Origin of the sequence: Chelatococcus caeni (genome assembly GCF_014196925.1) — a bacterium.
GTDB classification, from domain to species: Bacteria; Pseudomonadota; Alphaproteobacteria; order Rhizobiales; family Beijerinckiaceae; genus Chelatococcus_A; species Chelatococcus_A caeni.
In genome coordinates, this window is sequence record NZ_JACIEN010000001.1 from 1,382,862 (window position 1) to 1,397,957 (window position 15,096).

General features: G+C 67.5%; 14 protein-coding genes and 1 pseudogene. 4 read left to right on the forward strand and 11 right to left on the reverse strand.

All coding sequences use genetic code 11. From position 1 onward, the window contains the following. Positions 1-5: 5 nt before the first annotated feature. Positions 6-689 (reverse strand): alpha/beta fold hydrolase, encoded by a 684-nt coding sequence (locus GGR16_RS06600; RefSeq protein ID WP_183316055.1) that lies wholly within the window; start codon positions 687-689, stop codon positions 6-8. A 186-nt stretch (positions 690-875) separates the two neighbouring features. Between GGR16_RS06600 and GGR16_RS26195 the strand changes: the two are divergent. Next, positions 876-2,324 (forward strand): annotated as a pseudogene (locus GGR16_RS26195) (DEAD/DEAH box helicase); the annotation flags it as partial. Positions 2,325-3,181: 857 nt separating this feature from the next. Here GGR16_RS26195 and GGR16_RS06610 read toward each other — a convergent pair. From GGR16_RS06610 to GGR16_RS06650, 9 genes are all read right to left on the reverse strand, one after another. Continuing rightward, positions 3,182-3,502 carry a TfoX/Sxy family protein gene (locus GGR16_RS06610; RefSeq protein ID WP_082312574.1) on the reverse strand — a complete coding sequence of 107 codons (321 nt, stop codon included), beginning with the start codon at positions 3,500-3,502 and terminating at the stop codon, positions 3,182-3,184. Continuing rightward, positions 3,503-3,883 carry a HesB/IscA family protein gene (locus tag GGR16_RS06615; protein WP_019402032.1) on the reverse strand — a complete coding sequence of 127 codons (381 nt, stop codon included), beginning with the start codon at positions 3,881-3,883 and terminating at the stop codon, positions 3,503-3,505. A gap of 168 nt (positions 3,884-4,051) precedes the next feature. Next, a complete protein-coding gene (locus GGR16_RS06620; protein WP_019402031.1) occupies positions 4,052-4,480 on the reverse strand; it encodes a VOC family protein in 429 nt (142 codons plus the stop codon). A 7-nt stretch (positions 4,481-4,487) separates the two neighbouring features. Then, a complete protein-coding gene (locus GGR16_RS06625) occupies positions 4,488-4,847 on the reverse strand; it encodes an SUF system Fe-S cluster assembly protein (RefSeq protein WP_050996591.1) in 360 nt (119 codons plus the stop codon). A gap of 34 nt (positions 4,848-4,881) precedes the next feature. After that, positions 4,882-6,126 carry a cysteine desulfurase gene (locus GGR16_RS06630; protein WP_026015113.1) on the reverse strand — a complete coding sequence of 415 codons (1,245 nt, stop codon included), beginning with the start codon at positions 6,124-6,126 and terminating at the stop codon, positions 4,882-4,884. A gap of 201 nt (positions 6,127-6,327) precedes the next feature. Next, complete coding sequence (sufD, locus tag GGR16_RS06635; protein ID WP_053193942.1) at positions 6,328-7,650, reverse strand: Fe-S cluster assembly protein SufD; 1,323 nt, start codon at positions 7,648-7,650, stop codon at positions 6,328-6,330. Between the two features lie 10 nt (positions 7,651-7,660). Continuing rightward, the gene (sufC, locus tag GGR16_RS06640) at positions 7,661-8,410 is read right to left on the reverse strand and encodes a Fe-S cluster assembly ATPase SufC (protein WP_019404377.1); all 750 of its coding nucleotides are present in this window, start codon (positions 8,408-8,410) and stop codon (positions 7,661-7,663) included. Positions 8,411-8,505: 95 nt separating this feature from the next. Then, positions 8,506-9,981 carry a Fe-S cluster assembly protein SufB gene (gene sufB / locus GGR16_RS06645; RefSeq protein ID WP_183316056.1) on the reverse strand — a complete coding sequence of 492 codons (1,476 nt, stop codon included), beginning with the start codon at positions 9,979-9,981 and terminating at the stop codon, positions 8,506-8,508. A 54-nt stretch (positions 9,982-10,035) separates the two neighbouring features. Beyond that, a complete protein-coding gene (locus tag GGR16_RS06650) occupies positions 10,036-11,220 on the reverse strand; it encodes a cysteine desulfurase family protein (protein WP_183316057.1) in 1,185 nt (394 codons plus the stop codon). Positions 11,221-11,480: 260 nt separating this feature from the next. Here GGR16_RS06650 and GGR16_RS06655 point away from each other — a divergent pair, with 260 nt between their 5' ends. From GGR16_RS06655 to GGR16_RS06665, 3 genes are all read left to right on the forward strand, one after another. After that, on the forward strand, positions 11,481-12,140 hold the full coding sequence (locus GGR16_RS06655; protein ID WP_019404380.1) for an alpha/beta hydrolase: 660 nt from the start codon (positions 11,481-11,483) through the stop codon (positions 12,138-12,140). 77 nt (positions 12,141-12,217) lie between these two features. Continuing rightward, the gene (tyrS, locus tag GGR16_RS06660) at positions 12,218-13,471 is read left to right on the forward strand and encodes a tyrosine--tRNA ligase (protein ID WP_019404381.1); all 1,254 of its coding nucleotides are present in this window, start codon (positions 12,218-12,220) and stop codon (positions 13,469-13,471) included. A 102-nt stretch (positions 13,472-13,573) separates the two neighbouring features. Further along, entirely contained in the window at positions 13,574-14,419 is an 846-nt protein-coding gene (locus GGR16_RS06665) for an alpha/beta fold hydrolase (protein ID WP_040405487.1), read from the forward strand. Between the two features lie 64 nt (positions 14,420-14,483). On the opposite strand, the gene GGR16_RS06670 is transcribed toward GGR16_RS06665, so the two are convergent. Continuing rightward, positions 14,484-14,945, reverse strand: coding sequence for a cupin domain-containing protein (locus tag GGR16_RS06670; protein WP_019404383.1), 462 nt, complete (start codon positions 14,943-14,945; stop codon positions 14,484-14,486). Between the last annotated feature and the right edge of the window lie 151 nt (positions 14,946-15,096).

A 15,096-nucleotide genomic window follows, 5' to 3' on the forward strand; every position in this document is an offset into this window, starting at 1 on the left:
GAAGGTCAGCTGCGCTGCAGCCAGGCGGCGAGTGCCGCATTGACCGCGTCCGGCCGCTCCATCGTCGAGAGATGGCCGCAACCGGGCACAACGACGAGCGAGGACGCGGGGATGGCGCCCGCCATCTCCTCCGCCGTGACCGGCGGCGTAATCTCATCCTCCTGACCGACGAGAACGAGCGTCGGCACGGCGATCCGCGTCAGTCCGGGGCGCGCATCGGGCCGCGCCATGATGGCGCGCTGCTGGCGCACGAAGGCTTGCGCGCCGGTATCGACCATCATGCCGCGCACCTCCCCTTCGAGCGCCTTGTCCGAGAGCCGCTCCCGCGCGACGAGGCGCTGCCAGAGCACGGGATGCACCTCCTCGAAACGCCCCTGCTCGGCGAGGGCGATAAGGCGGCGGCGATTGGCGCTCGCCTCCTCGGTGTCCGGCCGCGCCGTCGTGTCGAGCAATGCAAGCCGCGTCACCCGCTCAGGCGCCAGGCGCATGACTGCGAGCGCCACATAGCCGCCCATGGACAGGCCGCCCAGGGCGAAGCGCTCCGGCGCCGCGGCGAGGAGGCGTTGCGCCATGCCTTCGAGCGTGTCGTCGAGCCGGTTTTCCGCCACGACGACGGTGCGCTTCCCCGCGAAGGCGCGTATTTGCGGGGCGAAGAGCGTCCCCGTGCAGTTGAGCCCAGGCACAAGCACCAGCGGCTCACCGCCAATGCTATGCAATCGTTCGACAACCGGCCTTTGCGACATTGACTTTGCCCGTGATCCTCTTATGGTCCGCGCAAGCGTAGCGGGCAGTGAGCGGCGACTGACGCGCCGTACGCGTCACAAGGTCTCCCTTGGCCTTAAACCCAATCCGCAGACGCATAATCACGGACGTCGATGTCATTTACTGATCTTGGCCTGAGCGAAAAGGTTCAACAAGCCGTCGCGGCCGCAGGCTACAACACGCCCACCCCCATCCAGCAGACGGCGATCCCGCATGTGTTGCAGCGGCGGGATGTCCTCGGCATCGCCCAGACCGGCACCGGCAAGACGGCGGCCTTCACGCTGCCCATGCTGACGCTGCTGGAGCACGGCCGGGCCCGGGCGCGCATGCCGCGCACGCTCATCCTCGAGCCGACGCGCGAACTCGCTGCGCAGGTGGAAGAGAGCTTCGAGAAATACGGCACCAACCACAAGCTGTCGGTGGCGCTCCTGATCGGCGGCGTCTCCTTCGGCGACCAGGATGCCAAGATCACCCGCGGCGTCGACGTGCTGATCGCCACGCCCGGACGTCTGCTCGACCATTTCGAGCGGGGCAAGCTGCTGCTCACCGGCATCGAGATCCTCGTCATCGACGAGGCCGACCGCATGCTCGACATGGGCTTCATCCCGGACATCGAGCGCATCTGCCGCCTCGTGCCCTTCACGCGCCAGACACTGTTCTTCTCGGCCACCATGCCGCCGGAGATCCAGCGCCTGACGGACACCTTCCTGCACAATCCCGTGAAGGTGGAGGTGGCGCGCGCCGCCTCGACGGCCACGACCATCACCCAGCGCCTCGTCGCCTCCGGCAGTGAGCAGCACCACAAGCGCGAGACGCTGCGGCGGCTCATCCGCAGCGCCGGCGACGAATTGCAGAACGCGATCATCTTCTGCAACCGCAAGCGGGATGTCGCCATCGTCCTGCGCTCGCTGGAGCGGCACGGCTTCAACGTCGTCGCCCTGCACGGCGACATGGACCAGCGCTCGCGCATGCAGGCGCTGGACAGCTTCCGCAACGGCACTATCAAGCTGCTCGTCGCAAGCGACGTCGCGGCACGCGGCCTCGACATCCCGGCCGTCAGCCACGTCTTCAATTACGACGTGCCCCATCACGCCGAGGATTACGTGCACCGCATCGGCCGCACGGGCCGCGCCGGCCGCACCGGCTATGCGACGACCATCGTCGCCCCGGGTGACGAGAAGTCCCTTGCCGCCATCGAGGCCCTGACGGGCCAGACCGTCGCCTGGGAAGGCCCGACCCTCGGCGAGTTCATCGCCTCGGTCGGCCATGCTCCGCAGGAGGATGGCGATCGCCACCGCGGCAGGCGCGGCGGCCGGGATCGCGAGCGTGACCGTGACAGGGGGCGTGGACGCGGCGAACGCAGCCGGGCCGCCGAGGCGGCCCCGCAGCAGCATGCGCCGATCACGCCGGACGGACGCCCCTCGCAGCGCCACGAAGAACGGCGCGGCGATCGGCAGCACCAGCAGCGACGCTATGCCGACAGGGACGACGAGATGGTCGTCGGTTTCGGCGAGCACGTGCCGAGCTTCATCCTGCGGCCGGTCGTCATCCCCGTCAGCAGCGACGATGAAGGCACGGCAGCCCCGGTGGTCGAGGAGACCGCGGTGCCGGTCGAGACCGCTTCGGAAGCCAAGGCTGAGCGCACGTCGGGCCGCCGGCGTCGTGGCCGCCGGCACGACCGGCCCGCCGCGGCGGAGGCTGCGCAGCCGGTCGAGGTTCCGGCCGCTGCCGCGCCGGAAGCCCCCGGTAAGGCCGAGGAGCTGGCGCCGCCGGTGACGGAGGTCGTTGCGCCCGAGGAAGCCCCTGCCCCGCGCAAGGCCGCCTCGCGTCGCACGGCGAAGGAAGAGCCTGCGGCGGAGGCTGATCCGGCCGGCAAGACCCGCAAGCGTGCGCCGCGCAAGGCTGCGGCGACCCCGGACGTCGCGGACGAGCAGCCGGCGCCGAAGCCGCGCGCCCGCAAGGCCACGGCGGAGCCTGCAGCTGAAGCCGAAGCCGCAGCTCCCGCGCCTTCGAAGGCGGCCAGCCGAAAGTCGTCCCGCAAGGGCGCTGCTGAAGCGGTGACGGCCGAAGCCCCGGCGCAGCCGTCCAGGACGCCCCGTCGCAAGAAGGCCGACGCCGAGGCTCCGACCGAGGCGGCCAAGCCGAAGAAGGCCGCCCCCCGCAAGGCTGCGGATGGAGAGGCGGCCAGCGAAGCCGCGCCTGCCGGCAAAACGGCGTCCAGGAAGGCGCCAGTTGCTCGCAGCACGGGTGTGAAGAAGGCGGCCTCCAAGAAGCCTGCCGCGAAGAAGCCAGCCGCGAGGAAGCCTGCTTCCAAGGACGCGGAAGCGCCTGCCGGCAAGCCTGCTGCGAGGAAGCCGCGCAGCAGGAAGGCCGAGGTCGTCGAGGCGGGCGACTGAGCGTACGGTGCAGGAGCGCGGCGCTAAGGCCGCGCTCCGGCGATGCTCAAGGCACGGGCGGAGAGATCCGCCAGCATGTCCGGCTCGTCATAGGCGGCGTCCGGCAGCAGCCAGTAGGACAGGGTCACCACCCGGCCGTCCTTGCGCGCATAGGCGAACGGCCGCGAGCCGAGATGCCCGAGGGCCTCGGCAAAGGCGGCGTCTGTCTTGAGATAGACCTCGCCGTCCACCGCGAGCGCGAACATCTTCCCTTCGGCATAGATGCCGAGACCGCCGAACATGCGCCTGATGCCGACCGGGCGGAAAGGCGCGAAGAGTTCGGCGATGTCGTCCGCGTCGCGCAATCAGGCGCCTGCGAGCTGCTCCGGCCGCGCGGGGGTGATGGCGACGGATTCGCCGCATCCGCAAGCCGACGTCTGGTTGGGATTGTTGAAGACGAACTGGGCCGACAGCTTGTCGACCTTGTAGTCCATCTCCGTGCCGAGCAGAAACAGGACGGCCTTGGGATCGACAAGGATGGTGACGCCCTTGTCCTCGATCACCTCGTCACCGGGCTTGATCGCCTCGGCATATTCCATCGTGTATTCCATGCCGGCGCAGCCGCCGTTCTTGACACCGACGCGCACGCCGACGATCGGCCTGTCGGCACTGGCGATGATCGCCTTGACGCGCTCGGCGGCCGCGTCGCTCATGCCCATGATCTTGAGGGAGCGAATTGCACCCATTCCGGCTCCTCCTTGCAGGGTTCAAGGCCCTGAGGTCGAGATTCCCACTAAAGATAGTCATTGGGCGGCACAACGTCGAGGGCACGGCGCCTGTCGCCGGTCTCATCTGGCGCTGCCCGTGCTGCAGTCCCGTCCCCCGGCTCGTCGGGCGCGCGCGAGAAATGCGACTCAGTAGACCGTCCAGACGCCGGGCGTGAGCAGTTCGACGAGATGCCCGTCCGGGTCGCGGAAATAGATGCTGCGCCCGCCGCGCGGCCATTCGGTCCGCCCCTCGATGGCGACGCCGTGAGTCGCGAGCCGCGCCTCCCAGGCCGCCATGTCCTCGGCAGCCACGCCAAGGCCGACATGCAGCGGCCCCTGCCCGTCGTGCGGCGGGATGGTGCCGCCGGGGAGCGTCACGGTCGCCAGCGTCTCGCCGCGCTTGAAGAGCAGCAGGACGCTCGCCGGCCCGAGCGGATAGGCCGCGAAGCGCTGGTCGCTCACCTGGGCCTCTAGCCCGAGCACCTTCTCGTAGAAACCACACGCCCGGCCGAGGTCGTCCACGTAGAGCGCCGTCTCGACGACGGCCGTGATCCGCGGCCCTGCCTCGCCCGCCATATCGGCCTCACCACATGTCGAGGGCGATGCGCGCCTCGTCCGACATGCGGCTCTGGTCCCACGGCGGATCGAAGACCATGTTGACGACGACGGACTGCACGCCGGGCACGGCGGCGACCGCGCCCTCCACCCAGCCCGGCATCTCGCCAGCCACCGGGCAGCCCGGCGCCGTCAGCGTCATGTCGATCGTCACGTTGCGTCCGTCGTCGATGTCAACGCGGTAGATCAGGCCGAGCTCGTAGATGTCGGCGGGGATCTCGGGATCGTACACCGTCTTCAGCGCCGCCACGATGTCGTCGGTCAGCCGGTCCACCTCCTCGGGCGGCAGCTGGCCGGCGAGCTCGATGTCGGGCGCGTTCGGCTTCACGTCGCTGCTGTCGGCTTGCGTCACGAATGCCTCCTCAGGCGAACAGCCGTTCGGCCTTCATCAATGCGTCGGCGAGGTTATCGACCTCCTCGAGCGTGTTGTACAGGGCAAATGAGGCGCGGCAGGTCGACGTCGTCCCGAAGCGCGCGAGCAGCGGCATGGCGCAATGCGTGCCGGCGCGAACCGCGACCCCGGCGCGATCGATGACGGTGGCGACGTCATGGGCATGCGCCCCCTTCATCTCGAAGGACACGATGGCCCCCTTGTTCGCAGCGCGGCCGATGATGCGCAGGGCGTTCAAGGCGCCGAGCCGCTCATGCGCATAGTCGCGCAGCTTCTCCTCATGGGCGAGGATCGCCGTGCGCCCGAGCTTCTCGACGAAGCGCACCGCGGCACCGAGCCCGATCGCCTCGACGATCGGCGGCGTGCCGGCCTCGAAGCGATGCGGCGGGGCATTGTAGGTGACGGTGTCCGTCGTGACGGTCTCGATCATCTCGCCGCCGCCGTTGAAGGGCGGCATCGCCTCGAGCCACTTGCGCTTGCCGTAGAGCACGCCGATGCCCGTCGGCCCGTACACCTTGTGCCCGGTGAAGACGTAGAAATCGGCGTCGAGGTCGCGCACGTCGACCGGCAGGTGCACGGCGCCCTGGCTGCCGTCGACGAGCACGGGAATGCCGCGGGCATGGGCGATGCGCACGATGTCCTTCACCGGCGTCACCGTGCCGAGCACGTTCGACATATGCGTGATGGCGACGATCTTCGTGCGCTCGGTGAGCAGCTTCTCGAATTCGTCGAGGAGGAAGTTGCCCTCCTCGTCCACCGGCGCCCATTTGATGACGGCGCCGCTGCGTTCGCGGTGGAAGTGCCAGGGAACGATGTTGGAGTGATGCTCCATGATGGAGATCACGATCTCGTCGCCCTCGCCGATTCCCGCCAGCCGCCCGTAAGAGGCAGCGACGAGATTGATGGCTTCCGTCGCCGAGCGGGTGAAGACGATCTCCTCCGTGCTCTCGGCATTGAGATAGCCGCGGACCGCCTCGCGCGCGTCCTCGAAGGCCTCGGTCGTCGCATTGGCCATGTAGTGCAGGCCACGATGGACGTTGGCGTAGGCGTTCTCGAAGCTGTAGGTCATCGCCTCGATGACGGCGCGGGGCTTCTGGGCCGAGGCGGCGCTGTCGAGATAGACGAGCGGCTTGCCGTAGACCTCGCGGGCGAGGATCGGGAACTCGCGGCGCACGGCCGCGACGTCGAAGGTGCCGATCGGTTCGATCCTGTTCATGGTCGCATCACTCGCATGGGCACCCTGATCCTCCCCCTTCAGGGGGAGGTGGCTCGCGAAGCGAGACGGAGGGGGCATCTGCGCTTCACAGATGCCTGCCCCCCACCCGTCTCGGTCCTTCAACCGATCCACCCTCCCCTCAAGGGGAGGGATCAGAACCGCCATCCAATCCCAGAGCGCGGCCTGCGCCGCGCCCGTCGGTCACGTCCGCTCGCCGAGCCAGCCTTCCGCCCGGGCGACGAGTTCCTCGCGCACGGCCTCGTCCTCGACGAGTTCCAGCGCCTCGCCGAGGAAGGCCTGCACCAGGAGTGCCTCGGCCACCGCACGCGGCAGGCCGCGGGCCGTGAGGTAGAACAAGAGGTCGTCGTCGAGCTCGCCGCAGGTGGCGCCGTGGGCGCACTGCACGTCGTCGGCGAAGATCTCCAGCTCCGGCTTGTTGTTCATCGTCGCCGTCTCGGAGAGCAGCAGCGCGGCGGACATCATGCGCCCGTCGGTCTTCTGCGCGTCCGGGCGCACGATGATCTTGCCCTGGAAGACGCCGGTCGCCTCCCCGTCGATCACGGTCTTGAACAGCTCGCGGCTGTCGCAATGCGGCACCGCATGATCGACCACCAGCGTCGTGTCGGCGTGCTGGCGCCCGCGCAGCATGGTCGCCCCGCCGAGCGTCAGGCTGGAATGCTCGCCCGCAAAGGCGAGGAACACCTGGTGCCGCGACAGGCTGCCGCCCGTCACCGCGCCGAGCGAGGTCAGCTTCGCCTCGGCCCCCAGCGTCACGGCCAGGGTCGAGAGCGCGATGGCATCGGCCTGCTCGGCGTTGAGGCGCGCATGGGTGATCGTCGTGCCGTTGCCGGCGACGATCTCGACCACCGAATTGGCCTGGTAGGCCGCCGTGCCGACGCCCTCGTGGCTCTCGTGGACCGTAACCGAGGCGCCGTCCTCGACGAGGATCACGATGCGCGGCGCCGTGGCGAAGGGGCTGGCGCCACCGTTGACGAACCTGAGGTGCAGCGCCTTGTCCACGGCGGTGCCGGCCGCAACCTTGATGAGCGCGCCGTCCATCATGAAGGCACTGTTCAGCGCGAGGGCGAAGTTGCCCTTGGCGACCGCCACCTTGCCCATCTCGGCGAGGAGCGGATGCCCCTCGGCAAGCGCCGCCGCGAGCGGCGTCACCGTGACCCCGGCCGGCAGCGCGGCAAGGTCCGAGCGCTCGGCCACGAGGTGGCCGTTGGCGAAGGACAGCCGCACCGCATCGACCTTGGCGAAGGCGCGCCCCTTGTCGACGAGCGCGGCCGCATCGGCGGGGCGCTCGGCGAGTGGCGCCGCCTCGCGCACGGCGCTGCGCAGGTCGGTGTACTTCCACTCCTCCACGCGCCGGTTGGGAAGGCCGGCAGCGGCGATGAGGGCAAAGGCCTCGTCGCGCCCGCGCGCGATCTCGCCCGAGCCCGGGAGCTTGTCCTTGAGGTCCTCGAAACGCTCTACGAGCGCGACCTCGGCGGCAGTCCTGATCGGTGTGATTTCAGCCATCGTGCCGCCCTCACGCCGCCTGCTCGCGGTAATCCGCATAGCCGCTCGCCTCGAGCTCGAGGGCAAGCTCCTTGCCGCCGGAGCGCACGATGCGGCCATTGGCCATCACGTGCACCGTATCGGGCACGATATGGTTGAGCAGTCGCTGGTAGTGGGTGATGACGAGGAAGGCGCGGGCCGGGTCGCGCAGCGTGTTGACGCCCTCGGCGACGATCTTGAGCGCATCGATGTCGAGGCCCGAGTCCGTCTCGTCGAGGATGCAGAAGCGCGGCTCCAGGAGGGCCATCTGCAGGATCTCCATGCGCTTCTTCTCGCCGCCGGAGAAGCCGACGTTGAGGCCGCGGCGCAACATTTCCTGATCGATGTGAAGCTCTTGGGCTGCAGCCTTCACGCGCTTCATGAACTCGGGCGTGGTCAGCTCCGCCTCCTCGCGCGCCTTGCGCTGGGCGTTCATGATCGCCTTGAGGAAGGTCATGGTCGAGACGCCGGGGATCTCGAGCGGGTACTGGAAGGCGAGGAACACACCCCTGGCCGCGCGCTCGTTGGGCTCGAGCTCGAGGATGTTCTCGCCGTCGACGAGGATCTCGCCGTCGAGGACCTCGTACTCCTCCTTGCCGGCGATGACATAGGACAGCGTCGACTTGCCCGAGCCGTTCGGGCCCATGATGGCGGCGACCTCGCCGGCCTTCACGGAGAGGTCGAGCCCGTTGAGGATGCGCTTGCCCTCGATTTCGACGACGAGGTTGTTGATCTGAAGCATGTCTTTGTTCCGTCCGTTCGTGGCGCCGGATGGGATGCGGGCGGGAAGGATCGTTCCACGTCGCCCGCCGTCTCCGGCCTTGGTTGCGTTGCGTGTCAGCCCACCGAGCCTTCGAGGCTGATGGAGATGAGCTTCTGGGCCTCGACCGCGAATTCCATCGGCAGCTGCTGCAGGACATCCTTGACGAAGCCGTTGACGATGAGCGCCACCGCCTCCTCCTCGTCGAGACCCCGCTGCAGGCAGTAGAACATCTGGTCGTCCGAGATCTTCGACGTCGTCGCCTCGTGCTCGAAGACCGCCGAGGCATTCTTCGACTCGATGTAGGGCACCGTGTGCGCACCGCACTTGTCGCCGATCAACAGGGAATCGCAGTTCGTGAAGTTGCGCGCCCCGCTCGCCTTGCGATGGGCCGAGACGAGCCCGCGATAGGTGTTCTCGGAGCGGCCGGCGGCGATGCCCTTGGAGATGATCCGGCTCGTCGTGTTCTTGCCGAGATGGATCATCTTGGTGCCGCTGTCGACCTGCTGATAGCCGTTGGAGATGGCGATCGAGTAGAACTCCCCGCGGGAATTGTCGCCGCGCAGGATGCAGGACGGGTACTTCCACGTGATGGCCGAGCCGGTCTCGACCTGCGTCCACGAGATCTTCGAGTTCGCGCCGCGGCAGTCGCCGCGCTTGGTCACGAAGTTGTAGACGCCGCCCTTGCCCTCGGCATCGCCCGGGTACCAGTTCTGGACCGTCGAGTACTTGATCTCGGCATCGTCGAGCGCGATCAGCTCGACCACGGCCGCGTGCAGCTGGTTCTCGTCGCGCGCCGGCGCCGTGCAGCCCTCGAGATAGCTGACGTAGGAGCCCTTGTCGGCGATGATCAGCGTGCGCTCGAACTGGCCGGTGTTGCGCTCGTTGATGCGGAAGTAGGTCGACAGCTCCATCGGGCAGCGCACGCCCTCCGGGATGTAGACGAAGGACCCGTCCGTGAACACGGCGCTGTTGAGCGTGGCGAAGAAGTTGTCCGACACCGGCACGACCGAGCCGAGGTACTTGCGCACCAGCTCCGGATATTCACGGATCGCCTCGGAGATCGAGCAGAAGATGACGCCCGCCTTCTTCAACTCCTCCTTGAAGGTGGTGACCACCGAGACCGAGTCGAAGACGGCATCGACCGCGACGCGCGAGCCCGCGCCCTCGACGCCGGCGAGGATCTCCTGCTCGCGCAGCGGAATGCCGAGCTTCTCGTAGGTCTTGAGGATCTCCGGGTCGACCTCGTCGAGCGACTTCGGCGCCGGGTTCTTCTTCGGCGCGGCGTAGTAATAGAGCTCCTGGTAGTCGATCGGCGGGTAGTTGACGCGCGCCCACTTGGGCTCGCGCATCGTCTGCCAGCGGCGGAACGCCTCGAGGCGCCACTCCGTCATCCACTCCGGCTCGCCCTTCTTGGACGAGATGAGGCGGACGATGTCCTCGTTGAGGCCCTTGGGGGCCTTGTCCATCTCGATCGTCGTCTCGAAGCCGTACTTGTACTGCTCGACGTCGATCGCCTTGACGCGTTCTACCGTTTCCTGCACCGCAGGCATTGCACTACCTCCTCTCACGGCTTCAAGGGCCGCGGGTTGGTGACCTACTCGTCCTCAGGCGGCGTTCAGCCCCTTGCGACGAGAGATGAGTGCGCCGACCACTTTCTGAAAGGCCGTCGCAAAGGATTCCACGTCCGCCTCGGTCGAAGCCCAGCCGAAGCTCACGCGCAGCGCCCCCTCGGCGAGCGAGGGTGCGACCCCCATCGCCGTGAGCACATGCGAGCGCCGCACCTTGCCCGACGAGCAGGCCGAGCCGGACGACACCGCCATGCCCTCGAGATCGAGCATCATGAGCAGCGTTTCCGCCTTCAGGCCATCGATCGCGAAGGCGCTCGTGTTCGGCAGGCGCGGGGCCCTGGCACCGAAAACCACCACTCCAGGCTCGACCAGGCGAAGGCGGGCTTCGAGCCCGTCGCGCAAGGCACCGGTCAGGGCGGCATAATCCGCAAGCCCTGCCAGCGCAAGCGCACAGGCCTCCCCGAAGCCCGCTATGCCCGCAACATTCTCCGTGCCGGCCCGATAGCCGCCCTCCTGGCCGCCGCCGCGCACCAGCCGCTCGCGCACCTCGACGCCGGGCCGGGTGACGAAGGCGCCGACGCCCTTCGGTCCGCCGATCTTGTGGGCGGACAGGGTGATGACGTCCGCGCCCCAGGCGGCCATGTCGACGGACAGCTTGCCCGCCGCCTGCACGGCGTCGACATGCAGCAGCCCGCCATGGCGGTGCACGACCTCGGCCACCTCGGCGAGCGGCTGGACGACGCCGGTCTCGCTGTTGGACGCCTGCAGGCTGACGAGCGCCGTCGCTCCACCTTCGTTCGCCAGGCGACGCAGCCGCGCGTCGATGAAACCGAGATCGGCGATGCCGTCCTGGTCGACCGGGATCGTCTCGCGGGCGTTCTCGGGAAAGCGGCTGCCGCCGAGCACGCTCGCATGTTCGCCCGCGCCCATGAGATGGAGCGCGAGCGTCGTGAAGGACGGTTCGCGCCGCAGCGACGGCGTCATCACGGTATTGTTGGCTTCCGAGCCGCCGCTGGTGAAGACGACGTCGCGCGCCCGCGCGCCGACGAGGGCGGCCACCTTTTCGCGCGCCGTCTCGATCAGCGCGTGCGCCCGGCGCCCTTCCGCATGCACGGACGAGGGATTGCCGACCTCCTCGAAGGCACGCAGGATCACCTCGCGCACGGCCGGCCGCAGGGGCGCCGAGGCGTTGTAGTCGAGGTAATGACGCATGCCCGCCATGCTGTCTCCGCCGGCCTCCTCGCCTGCCGATCACAAACCTTGCTTTTTGCCCCTGTTGATGTGGTAGAGAAGAGCGACCACATCACCGGAGCCACCACCCACGCCATCCGGTTGCATATGCAACTCGATGCACGTATAAGTTGGCTCTTAGAACAGTTCTAACCGTGATTTAGAAGTGCGCGACCGGCATGTCAAGATTTGCACGGCCACTGGCGTGGCTTCCGGCGGCGCTGGCTTTATCGCGGTAACGGTGCCGGATCATGCCTGAAGTCATTTTCAACGGCCCTGCCGGGCGTCTCGAAGGCCGCTACCAGCCTGCGAAGAAGAAGGGCGCGCCCATCGCGATCATTCTTCATCCGCATCCGCAGTTCGGCGGCACGATGAACAACCAGATCGTGTACAGCCTGTTCTACACCTACGTGAACCGTGGGTTTGCGGTGCTGCGCTTCAACTTTCGCGGCGTCGGGCGCAGCCAGGGCTCCTTCGACCACGGCCACGGCGAATTGTCGGATGCGGCCGCCGCGCTCGACTGGGTGCAGTCGCTCAATCCGGACGCGCGCAGCTGCTGGATCGCCGGCGTGTCCTTCGGCGCGTGGATCGGCATGCAGCTCCTCATGCGCCGGCCGGAGATCGAAGGCTTCCTGTCGATCGCGGCCATGGCGAACCGCTACGACTTCTCCTTCCTCGCGCCCTGCCCCTCCTCTGGCCTCTTCGTGCACGGCTCCGAGGACCGGGTCGCGCCGGCGAAGGACGTCATCAGCGTCATCGAGAAGGTCAAGACCCAGAAGGGCATCGTGCTCGAACACGCGGTGATCGACGGCGCCAATCACTTCTTCGACGGCAAGGTCGAGGAGCTGATGCAGACGGTCGACGCCTATCTCGACAAGCGCATCGGCACCCCGCACGAAGACGCCGCCTGACGCGAAGACGCAAACAGGCTTCAGATCGCGGGGCGCCTCACGGCGCCCCGTCCCATTCCAACGCAAGACTGACCGACATGACGACGTACCGTTCCGATTTCCTGCGCACGCTGGCGGCGCGCGGGCTCATCCACCAGATCTCGGATGCCGAGGCGCTCGACGACCTCGCCGTGAAGGAACGGATCGTCGCCTATATCGGCTATGACCTGACGGCGCCGAGCCTGCATGTCGGGCACATGACCAACATCATGATGCTGCGCCGCCTGCAGCAGGCCGGCCACAAGCCCATCGTGCTGATGGGCGGCGGCACGACGCGCATCGGCGACCCCTCGTTCCGCAACGAGGCGCGCCCGCTGCTCGACGATGCGCAGATCGCCGCCAACAAGGAGGGCATCCGCAAGGTCTTCTCGAAGTTCCTCACCTTCGGCGACGGCCCGAGCGACGCCATCATGGTCGACAATGCCGAATGGCTCGACAGGCTCGAGTACATTCCCTTCCTGCGCGACATCGGCCGGCACTTCACCGTCAACCGCATGCTGAGCTTCGAATCGGTGAAGGCGCGCCTCGACAAGGAGGAGCCGCTCTCCTTCCTCGAGTTCAACTACATGATCCTCCAGGCCTACGACTTCCTGGAGCTCAGCCGCCGCTACGGCTGCCGCCTGCAGATGGGCGGCTCCGACCAGTGGGGCAACATCGTCAACGGCATCGAGCTCGCCCGCCGCGTCGACGCCACCCAGGTCTTCGCCCTCACCTGCCCGCTCCTGACCACCGCCTCCGGCGCCAAGATGGGCAAGTCGGCCGCCGGCGCCGTCTGGCTCAACGAGGACATGCTGCCGCCCTACGGGCTGTGGCAGTACTGGCGCAACTCCGAGGACGCCGACGTCGGTCGCTTCCTCAGGATCTTCACCGACCTGCCGCTCGACGAGATCGCGCGGCTCGAGCGGCTCGAGGGCGCCGAGCTCAACGAGGCCAAGAAGGTCCTCGCCACCGAGATCACCGCCCTCGTCCACGGCCGCGTGGCGGCCGAGACGGCGGCCGAGACGGCACGCAAGACCTTCGAGGAAGGGGCGCTGGCCGAGAACCTGCCGAGCATCGACGTGCCTTCGGCCGAGCTGCAGGCCGGGCTCGGCGTGCTCGCCGCCTTCGTCAAGGCCGGCCTCGTCGCCTCCACCAGCGAGGCGCGGCGCCAGATCAAGGGCGGCGGCCTCAAGGTCAACGACGAGGTCGTGAGCGACGAGCGGGCGGTCCTCGACCCCGGCAACCTGACGGCCGACGGCGTCGTCAAGCTGTCGCTCGGCAAGAAGAAGCACGTGCTGCTGCGGGCGCTCTAACGCGGTCCAGGATCCGTCGGGACGGGGAACGCGCGATTGGTACGGTCAGCGTCCGCCCCCGACGGAGGTGGCGCGGCCAAGGCATAGCCGTGGAGCGAACGAATGCCCGGATCAGAAAGAACGATCAACCACGGATCCGTGAGCCTTCGGGCGGAGTCGTTCGGAGAACCTACGGCTCCTGCCATTCTAATGATCATGGGCGCGACTGCGTCCATGCTGTGGTGGCCGGATGAGCTTTGCCAGATGTTGGCCGAGGCTGGCCGTTTTGTCATTCGATACGACAACCGGGATACAGGCCGCAGCACCACTCAGCACCCGGGAGCCCCGCTCTACACGATCGACGACATGGCCGATGACGCCATTGCCATTTTGGATGGCTATGGAATCCCACATGCGCATCTGGTCGGCATGTCTCTGGGAGGTATGATCGCCCAGCTCGTTGCTCTGAAGCAGCCGCGTCGCGTGCAGTCCCTAACGCTCATCAGCACATCGGCTTTTGACGAGGATGATCCGGACCTGCCACCGATGGATCCTGCCCTTCTTGCCCATTTCGGCAAGATCGAAACACTTGATTGGAGTGACCGCGGTGCCGTGGTCGACTTCCATGTCGAGAGCTTTCGCATTTCGGCAGGATCGAACGCCAACTTCGACGAGAGCCGTGCCCGAAGTCTGGCTGAGCGGGAGTATGATCGGGCGCTCAACCCCCAGAGCGCGCTGAACCACAGCATGCTTGGCGGCGGTGAGGAGTGGGCGGGGCGACTTTCGGAAATCGTGGTCCCGGCACTCGTCATCCACGGCAGAAGCGATCCGATCCTTTCTTTCGAGCATGGCAAAAAACTTGCGGCCAAGCTTGCCTCTGCCCGCCTAGTGGCATTGGAGGCGGGGCACGAACTGAATGCGAAGGATTGGCGCAGGATCGTCGATGAAATTCGGCGACAAACCGTTTGACGTGGCCACCGCCATCGGCGCCCGGCAGGATTGAGCGGCCCGATGGAACGCCGCCCCTGCCTCGTCATGTCTCCGTGTACGGCGTGCCATCCTTGTGCACGAAGCGGCCGTCGGCATTGGCGCTCATCATGTCGATGTCGGAGCAGGTCGTCAGGTCGTCGGGATGGCGCGACCCGATTTCCAGATAGACCGCGACCTCGTTCGACCTGTTGATCATGTGGTGGCCGTCGCCGGTGCCCTTCGGAAAGGCCGCGCAGTCGCCCGCGCGAAGAACGGTCTCGCCATGGTCCTCGACGAGCGTCAATTCGCCCGCGATCAGGTAGACGAACTCGTCCTCATGGGAATGCCAGTGCCGCTGGCTCGACCAGCCGCCCGGCGGCAGGCGCGTGAGATTGACGCCAAAATCCGTCAGCCCGCCGGCGTTGCCCAGGCGCTGCCGCAGCCTTCCTGCGCAAGGGGTGTTGAATTGCGGCGGATAGCCGGTTCCCTTGCTGACGGGGATGGCAGCGATGTCGATCTTCGGCATGGCAGTCCTCTTGGCGATCAGCGGGCGCGCTGGCCCGAGAGCGTAGGACCGTCGCCTTGCGCTCCGGCTCAAGGTCGCCGCCCTTCTCCGATGGCCCCGCGTCGGGGGGATCAGACCATGATGCCCCACCGAAAAGCCGCCCGAAAGCGGG